Here is a 6,875-nt window from a genome sequence, read left to right as displayed (position 1 = left end):
CCTCCCTCTCGGCCCCACCCGGCGGCCTCGCCCAACCATCAGTGAAACCCGACCACGCCCCCCCGGGCTTGGTGGGGGGGGGGGGGGGGGGCGGGGGGGGGCCCCCCCCAAACCCCCCCCCCCCCCCCCCCCGCTCCTACATTTGCTTATTTTACTGCGGGGCCGAATCGTCTTCGGCCATCAGCTGGTTGATCTGAGCCTTGTGCGATTCGTAGAACGCGACGTTCTTCTGGTTTACCTTGGACTGGTCCACGTACTGCGCCATCTGCGGGTTGTTCTTCGCCTCCGAAGCGATGGCCGCATTGGTCAGTGCCAGGTTGGCGAGCATGAAGTCGCGCGGGGTAAACCCGTTCTTCTGGATCAGCGGCCCGATGCGCGGATCCGAATCCGTCACGGTCTTCGCCAGGTCATCCAGGGAGTGGATCTTCGAGAAATCGGTCTGCGCATCCTTGGGCTTGATGCCCTGCGCCTTCGCTTCCTTCGATACCGCGACCAGGCGCTTGAACACATCGTCGTTGAGGTTGTAGTTCTGGATAGCGGCGCGATCCGATGCCGGGATCTGCGATGCCGGGTTGGCGGCGGGCGCGGCAGGTGCCGCAGCCTGCTGGGCGAAAGCGGCGGGAACGATCGAGGCGGTAGCCAGCAGCGCGGCGAGGATGTAACGAGACTTCACGGGCATCTCCTTGGGTGCGGTCCGTGGCTGGACGGTGCGCCAGCATAAAGGGCCAAATGTTAGCTATGTGTCTGCGTGGTCACGTTTTCTTCAGGAACCTTGGGCACGTTCCAGCCCATCATGTTGTAGAAGTGGTAACGCCACACCCCCACGTATTCATGCAACGCAAAGTCCGCGAAGAAAAGGTTTTCCGTGCCCGGGAGCCAATCGTAGCGGGCGCGCACGTAGTCGCCACGCACCGCCTCTGCGCGGATACCAAAATGCGCGAAGTACAACGATGCGCGCTTCAGGTGGATGGCCGAGGACACCAGCACGATCTTGTCGGCGCGGTAGGCATCCAGCAGCGGCTTGCTGTTCTGGGCGTTCTGGAACGTGTTCATGCTGCGCGATTCCAGGATCATGTCCTCGCGTGGAACCCCCAGCCGATCCAGCGTGATGGCATAAGTATCGGCCTCGGCATGCCCGTTGTGCATGGCATCGCCGCCGCTCACTTCCACCTTGCAGTCGGCGCCGGTGGCTTTGCAGCTGCGGTAAAGCTCGGCGCTGCGCAGGATACGGCCATCGGCGTACAGGCTCGGCTCGACGCTACCGGAACCGGCGCGTACGGTGCCTGCGCCCAGCAGGATAATGGCATTGCGTTGGCCCCAATGCGTGACATCGGGCGAGAACCCCGATTGCAGGTTGTCGAGCAACGCATCGGTTAGCGGGCCGCACCCGGCGATAAACAACCAGGCGAATGCCAGCAGGGCGAAGACGCCCCCGGCACGGCGGCGGCGGCGCCAGCCACACAGGCCGGCGATGAGCAGCAGGATGAGGAACAGGCTCAGTATCATGGTGCCGGAGCGTATCAGACCCCGATGAAAACGACGCTACCGCACGGCCAGCGCGCGCTCCAGGCATGTCACCAGGGCATCGCCGGCAAAAGGTTTGCCCAGGTAACAGAAGGCACCGGCGGCCATGACGCTATCGCGCACGGTCTCGTCAAGAAAACCCGAGACAAACACGATGGGATAGGTACGGCCGCGGGCGAGCAGGCGCCGCTGCAGGTCGGTACCGTCCATACCCGGCATATGCACGTCGGTAACGAGGCAATCGACCCCCTCGTCGCTACCGGGGCGGAGATAGTCTTCGGCGGAGGCGAACCCCCGTGCTTCGTGTCCTAGCGACCTGACCAGGCTCACGGTGGCCTGGCGCACCGCGTCGTCATCGTCAACGATCGCCACAATCCTGTTCGCGGCCAAACCTGGAATCCTCTTCACGCGCGTCTTTCGGCGTGGACTTACAGTGCGCCCGCGCTCCGGCGATGGGAATCATACGGAGGTGTGCGGTGCCGGTTCCCATTCAGGCCTGGGCGCCCAACGCCTCGGCCTGGCGCACCAGATCGGCCAGTGAACGCACGCCCATCTTGCGCATAACGTTGCCGCGGTGGATTTTCACCGTAATCTCAGAGAGGCCGAGAAGCGCCCCGACCTGTTTGTTCATCAATCCGGCCGTCACGTGCCGCATCACCTCGCGCTCGCGCGGGGTGAGCGAGGCGTAGGCCGTGCGTACCGTGGACAAGGCATCGGCATCCCGGCGGCTGGCCGCATCGCGTTCGATCGCAGCCGCCACCGCGTCGAGCATGTCCTGGTCGCGGAACGGCTTGGCCAGGAAATCCAGCGCCCCCGCCTTCATGGCCCGCACTGACATGGGAATGTCGCCATGTCCGGTCATGAAGACCACCGGCAGGCTGTTATCCATGCCCGAAAGCTGGGCCTGGAAATCCAGCCCGCTTACCCCGGGCAGCCTTACATCGAGCACCAGGCAACCGGGGGCACCGGAGTTTTCACGGGCCAGGAAATCGGAGGTGCTGCCAAACGTGGCCACGGAGAGGCCCACGGAGCGGAACAACGAGCCCAACGCCTCACGCACGGCCTGGTCGTCATCGACGACGCAGACGATCGGTGCCTGGGCAACGGCGGGCATCGGACGATTCATGCGCGGGCCTCCTCGGCCACCGTTACCGGCAGCGTGAACTGGAAGGTCGCTCCCCCCTCAGGGCGATTGGTCGCCCAAAGGCGCCCGCCATGAGATTCCACGGTGGAGCGGCAGATGGCAAGCCCCATCCCCATGCCGCCGCCGCGGCTCGTCACGAAGGCATCGAACAGGTTGGCCGCGATGTCGTCCGGAATCCCGGTGCCCGTGTCTTCTACTTCGATCAGCAAGGTGTCGTTTTGCGCCTGGCGGGCCCGGAGGGTCAGCTCGCGCCGCCCCGGCACACTGCCCATGGCGCGGATGGCGTTGCCCATCAGGTTCACGACCACCTGCTGCAACTGGACGCGGTCCCCCCTCGGCATGGGCGCCTCGCGGTCGATATCGATGATCAGGCCCACGCGGTGGCGAGCCATTTCGCCATCAAGCAGCAGGGCGCATTCATCCGCGAGGGCGCGGAGGTCAAAGCGCACATGTTGGCGCGGCTCCTTGCTCGCCACACTGCGCACGCGGTTCACCACATCGCTGGCCCGCCGTGCATCGCGCACGAGCCGTTCGATGCCATCGCATGCCTCACCCAGGTCAGGCTGGTCGCGACGTAGCCAGCGCAACGCCGCCTCGCCGTGGGTGACGATGGCAGCCAGGGGCTGGTTCACTTCGTGGGCGATGGTGGCGCTCATCTCGCCAAGCACCGTGACCCGGGCCGCCTGCGCCAGCTCGGCCTGCATGGCCATCAGCGCATGTTCGGCACGCTTGCGATCGGTGATATCCACCACGCTGACCAGTACGCGGTCGTACCGTGACGCCCCCAGCGGCATGCTCAGTGCGAACAGGACATTCAGCCGTTCGCCCTTGAGGTTCACCAGGCTGGTCTCGCCCTCGGCGTTGCCGGTGCCCTCGAATACCGTGAGCAGCACCTGGGCAAACGTGCGATCGCTGCCGGGCAGGAAACGGTCGAGCGGGCCAAGCAGTTCTTCCCGGCGTTGCGCGCCCAGCAGGCGCACCGTCGCCGCATTCACATCGGTCACCATGGTGAGCGAACACGCGTCGCGAACGAACGAGGGGTGCTTGGCCATATACGCGGCCAGATCCACCACACCTTGCCCGCGCAGCACGGCGATGCGCTCCATCACCAGGGTGTAATCCTCTTCCCAGAACGAAAACCGTGCGCTTTCGAAAATCGCGCGATAGCGCCGTTCGCTTTCGGCCAACGCGGCATCGGCGGCGCGGCGTGCGGTAATGTCCGTGCCTGCCTCGAGAATCAGCTGGGCGCGCCCCGCCGCGTCGCGCAGCAACGCGCAACGCGCCTCGACCAGCACGATACGGCCATCGCGGTGCTGCTGGATCAGCTCACCTTCCCAGCGCCCCTCAGAAAATAGCTGGGCATCCATGTCAGCACGGTTACCGGCGAAGGCCGTGGCCAGCAGTTCGCTCGCCCGGCGCCCCACCGCCTCGCGCGCTGTCCAGCCATACAAGGCCTCGGCGCCGCCATTCCACTCCACGATCACGTCGTCGGTATCGCGCACGTAAATCGAATCGTGGGTGAGGTTGATAAGGCTGGCCTGGCGGATGATCGTGGCCATGCGTTCACGGGCGCGCAGCGATAGCACCCCGGTGACGACGATGGCGGAAAGGCTGACGACACAGCGCAGCAGGGCGGCATCGGGCTCGGGCCAGCCGTGCCCACGCACATAGGAGGCAACGGTAAGCAGGCTGCAACCGGCGACGGCTCCCATGATGGCGGCACGGCTGCCAGCGGCGGCAACCAGCAGCACCACCACCAGGTAGACCACGGCCACCGCGCCCTGCAACGGCGTGAAGGTATCCACGATGAATACCGCCACGGCAAGCAATGTGCCCGCGGTCGACAGCCAGCTGGACGCGCCACGACGTGGCCCGATCAGGGTCCCGGCTGGCGCGTGGCTAAAGGGTGTCGTTGGTGGCATCGGTGGCTCGCGCGTGGGCATGCTTATACAGATTCGGCCAGAATCGTGTCTAAACCCGTCATGGCAGTCTTGCACGCCGGTGATGGTTTTTGACCGTTACGGCACGACGGTTACAAGAAAGGTGTCAATGCTCCAAATCATCCTTAGGTATGGGCCCCCAGAGCCCAACGTAGAATTCAGCCCACACCCCCATCGCGCATAGGCTGCAAGCATGGGCGCCGTGCCCATGTCCCCACCCCTGATGTGGAGCTGATCATGCGCTACGAATCGAACGCTTATGCCACGCCCGGCCCCACGGCCGAGGCCATGCATGCCCTGAACACGTTCGCGGTAACCGCGCCCCAGGATGAGCCGACCGTGGCACGCCTGCTGGAGCAGGCCCTGACGGCGGTGGAAACCGATCTGGCTACCACCCGCGCCTGCGTGGCCCGGGTCGCCGCCCTGCTGGAACAGGCTGAAGTGGCACCCGCGCCAGCGCCGGTCGTGGCGCGGCGCCGTGTCGGCGCTGGCCTTGCACCGTGGCAGGCCCGGCGCGTGGCAGCCCATGTCGACGAGAACCTGGGCTTCCCCATCACGATCGATCACCTCTCCACGCTGGCCGGCCTTTCCAGCAGCTACTTCTGCCGCGCCTTCAAGGACACGTTCGGCGAGCCGCCGCATGCCTTCATCATGCGCAAGCGGGTGGAGCGTGCCCAGCAGCTCATGCTGCAGACCCGGGAGCCGCTCAGCCAGATCGCACTGGCATGCGGGCTTTCCGACCAGGCCCATCTGTGCAACCTGTTCCGCCGCCTGGTGGGGCAGAGCCCCAGCCACTGGCGTCGTTCGCAATGGCAGGAAGTTTGAGTTAGCGCTAACCGAAAAACGCTGTGCGCGCCGTGCCTTCCGGCACACGCTAGGGGACGCGCCGGTGCCTACCCTTTCCGGTGAAAGGACCGAGACAGGGAATACAGGCAGTTTGCTATCGAGGTCTTGTGTGGCCGCCACCCCAGGCGGTCGCCGTGTCGAGGTCATCCGTATGTCGTACGCCCCGATCATCGCATTCCGTTCCGCCGCCCCGGCGCCCCCGAGCAAAGCGCATGCCTGGCAGGTATTGCGCGAAGCATCCCGCATCGAACCCGATGAATCCGCGCGCATTGCGTGGTATCGCGATGAGCCCATCGCCACGCTTGGCCGCCACACCGCTGAAACACTGGTAGCGATGGGCCGCTACACCGATGTGCTCGATTTCCTGCGCCGCGTTCGCGAGGACCTTGGCCTGGAACAACCACGGGGTTTCGGCGCCTTCTGAGCGGGTGCGATATCCTGCGGCCAACCCCGCAAGGCGCCGCCCGTGTCCATCGAAGAAGCCCTGCTCCCCGATAGCGACGAAAAACTCAGCGCCGAACGAGCCTATGAGCTCTATTGGGCCGAGCTGCTCGGCGAGGAACCGCATTTCCATTGCGCGGGTACCGGCTGCCAGGCGCAGCTCACCTGCGCCTGCCTTAAAAAGCCCGAGCAGACCCTGCTCATCCGCCCGTATTTCCGCTCGTTCCGGCTCGAAGACCACGCCCCCACCTGCGAGGTCATGCACGGCCACGGCACCCCGAAGAAAGATAAAGGTCCTGACATCTTCGAGGCCGAGCGGCCGGCGAACCATTTCCATGCGGTGGGAAGCGTTGCTCCTGTAGGCGCGCGCTTGCGCGCGAAAAGCCAACAGGGCGGCGCGACGGCGGGCCCATCGCGCGCAAGCGCGCTCCTACACAAGCCCGCGCCGCCCAAGCCAAGCCACTTTTATCGCCTTTCTTCGCTCGTCCAGAAGTTCCTGGAGCACCGCCGCGACAAAGACCTGGCCGAGGCTCCCGTCACGATCGGCGGTGAAACCACGACGTACGAAGCGCTGTTCCGTAACGTGTACCGGCAGAAGGCCGCCGACCACCTGCAAACACGTGCCGTGTGGTGGGGCACGGCCTCGCTACGCGCCACGAAGGACGGCGGGTACTACCTGCGCTTCACCCGGCCATTCCGTCACGGCGATGAATTGCTTAAGCCGACCATGACGCTTGCAAGCAAAGACATCGAGGCGTACCCGGTGCGCAAGCTGTTGCGTGCACGGCTAGACAACCTCATCGCCAACCACGATGGCTACTGCGTCGTGTTCGTGTGGGCGAAGCCATGGATGCCGAAAGATGCCGACAAGCCGTTCGTGCGCTTCTACGTGGATAATCTCGACCATATCGATGTGCGCAGCCCCGATATCCTCGAGGAACTGAAAAGCACGTCGCGCATCACCATCGCTGAGCACTGAT

The 6,875-nt window shown here is 65.0% G+C and carries 8 protein-coding genes; 3 read left to right on the top strand and 5 right to left on the bottom strand.

The window, feature by feature from the left end; translation table 11 throughout:
• Positions 1-151: 151 nt before the first annotated feature.
• From ABIE56_RS20905 to ABIE56_RS20885, 5 genes are all read right to left on the bottom strand, one after another.
• A complete protein-coding gene (locus ABIE56_RS20905; protein WP_429245737.1) occupies positions 152-673 on the bottom strand; it encodes a hypothetical protein in 522 nt (173 codons plus the stop codon).
• A gap of 59 nt (positions 674-732) precedes the next feature.
• Positions 733-1,506 (bottom strand): YdcF family protein, encoded by a 774-nt coding sequence (locus ABIE56_RS20900; RefSeq protein ID WP_429245736.1) that lies wholly within the window; start codon positions 1,504-1,506, stop codon positions 733-735.
• Between the two features lie 36 nt (positions 1,507-1,542).
• On the bottom strand, positions 1,543-1,914 hold the full coding sequence (locus ABIE56_RS20895) for a response regulator transcription factor (protein ID WP_429245735.1): 372 nt from the start codon (positions 1,912-1,914) through the stop codon (positions 1,543-1,545).
• 100 nt (positions 1,915-2,014) lie between these two features.
• Complete coding sequence (locus ABIE56_RS20890) at positions 2,015-2,650, bottom strand: response regulator transcription factor (protein WP_429245734.1); 636 nt, start codon at positions 2,648-2,650, stop codon at positions 2,015-2,017.
• Positions 2,647-4,590 carry a PAS domain-containing sensor histidine kinase gene (locus tag ABIE56_RS20885; protein WP_429245733.1) on the bottom strand — a complete coding sequence of 648 codons (1,944 nt, stop codon included), beginning with the start codon at positions 4,588-4,590 and terminating at the stop codon, positions 2,647-2,649. The genes ABIE56_RS20890 and ABIE56_RS20885 overlap by 4 nt, the downstream gene beginning before the upstream one ends.
• Before the next feature lie 255 nt (positions 4,591-4,845).
• On the opposite strand from ABIE56_RS20885, the gene ABIE56_RS20880 reads away from it, so the two are divergent.
• The 3 genes from ABIE56_RS20880 to ABIE56_RS20870 all read left to right on the top strand — a co-directional run bounded on the left by ABIE56_RS20880 (position 4,846) and on the right by ABIE56_RS20870 (position 6,874).
• Positions 4,846-5,433 carry a helix-turn-helix transcriptional regulator gene (locus ABIE56_RS20880; RefSeq protein WP_429245732.1) on the top strand — a complete coding sequence of 196 codons (588 nt, stop codon included), beginning with the start codon at positions 4,846-4,848 and terminating at the stop codon, positions 5,431-5,433.
• A gap of 130 nt (positions 5,434-5,563) precedes the next feature.
• Entirely contained in the window at positions 5,564-5,878 is a 315-nt protein-coding gene (locus ABIE56_RS20875; protein WP_429245731.1) for a hypothetical protein, read from the top strand.
• A 42-nt stretch (positions 5,879-5,920) separates the two neighbouring features.
• Entirely contained in the window at positions 5,921-6,874 is a 954-nt protein-coding gene (locus ABIE56_RS20870; protein ID WP_429245730.1) for a hypothetical protein, read from the top strand.
• The last annotated feature ends 1 nt before the right edge of the window (position 6,875 follow it).

This window comes from Luteibacter sp. 621 (assembly GCF_050435445.1).
In the GTDB taxonomy this organism is placed as follows: domain Bacteria; phylum Pseudomonadota; class Gammaproteobacteria; order Xanthomonadales; family Rhodanobacteraceae; genus Luteibacter.
The sequence above is the reverse complement of the archived record's forward strand: the minus strand, read 5'-3'. Positions and strand labels throughout refer to the sequence as shown.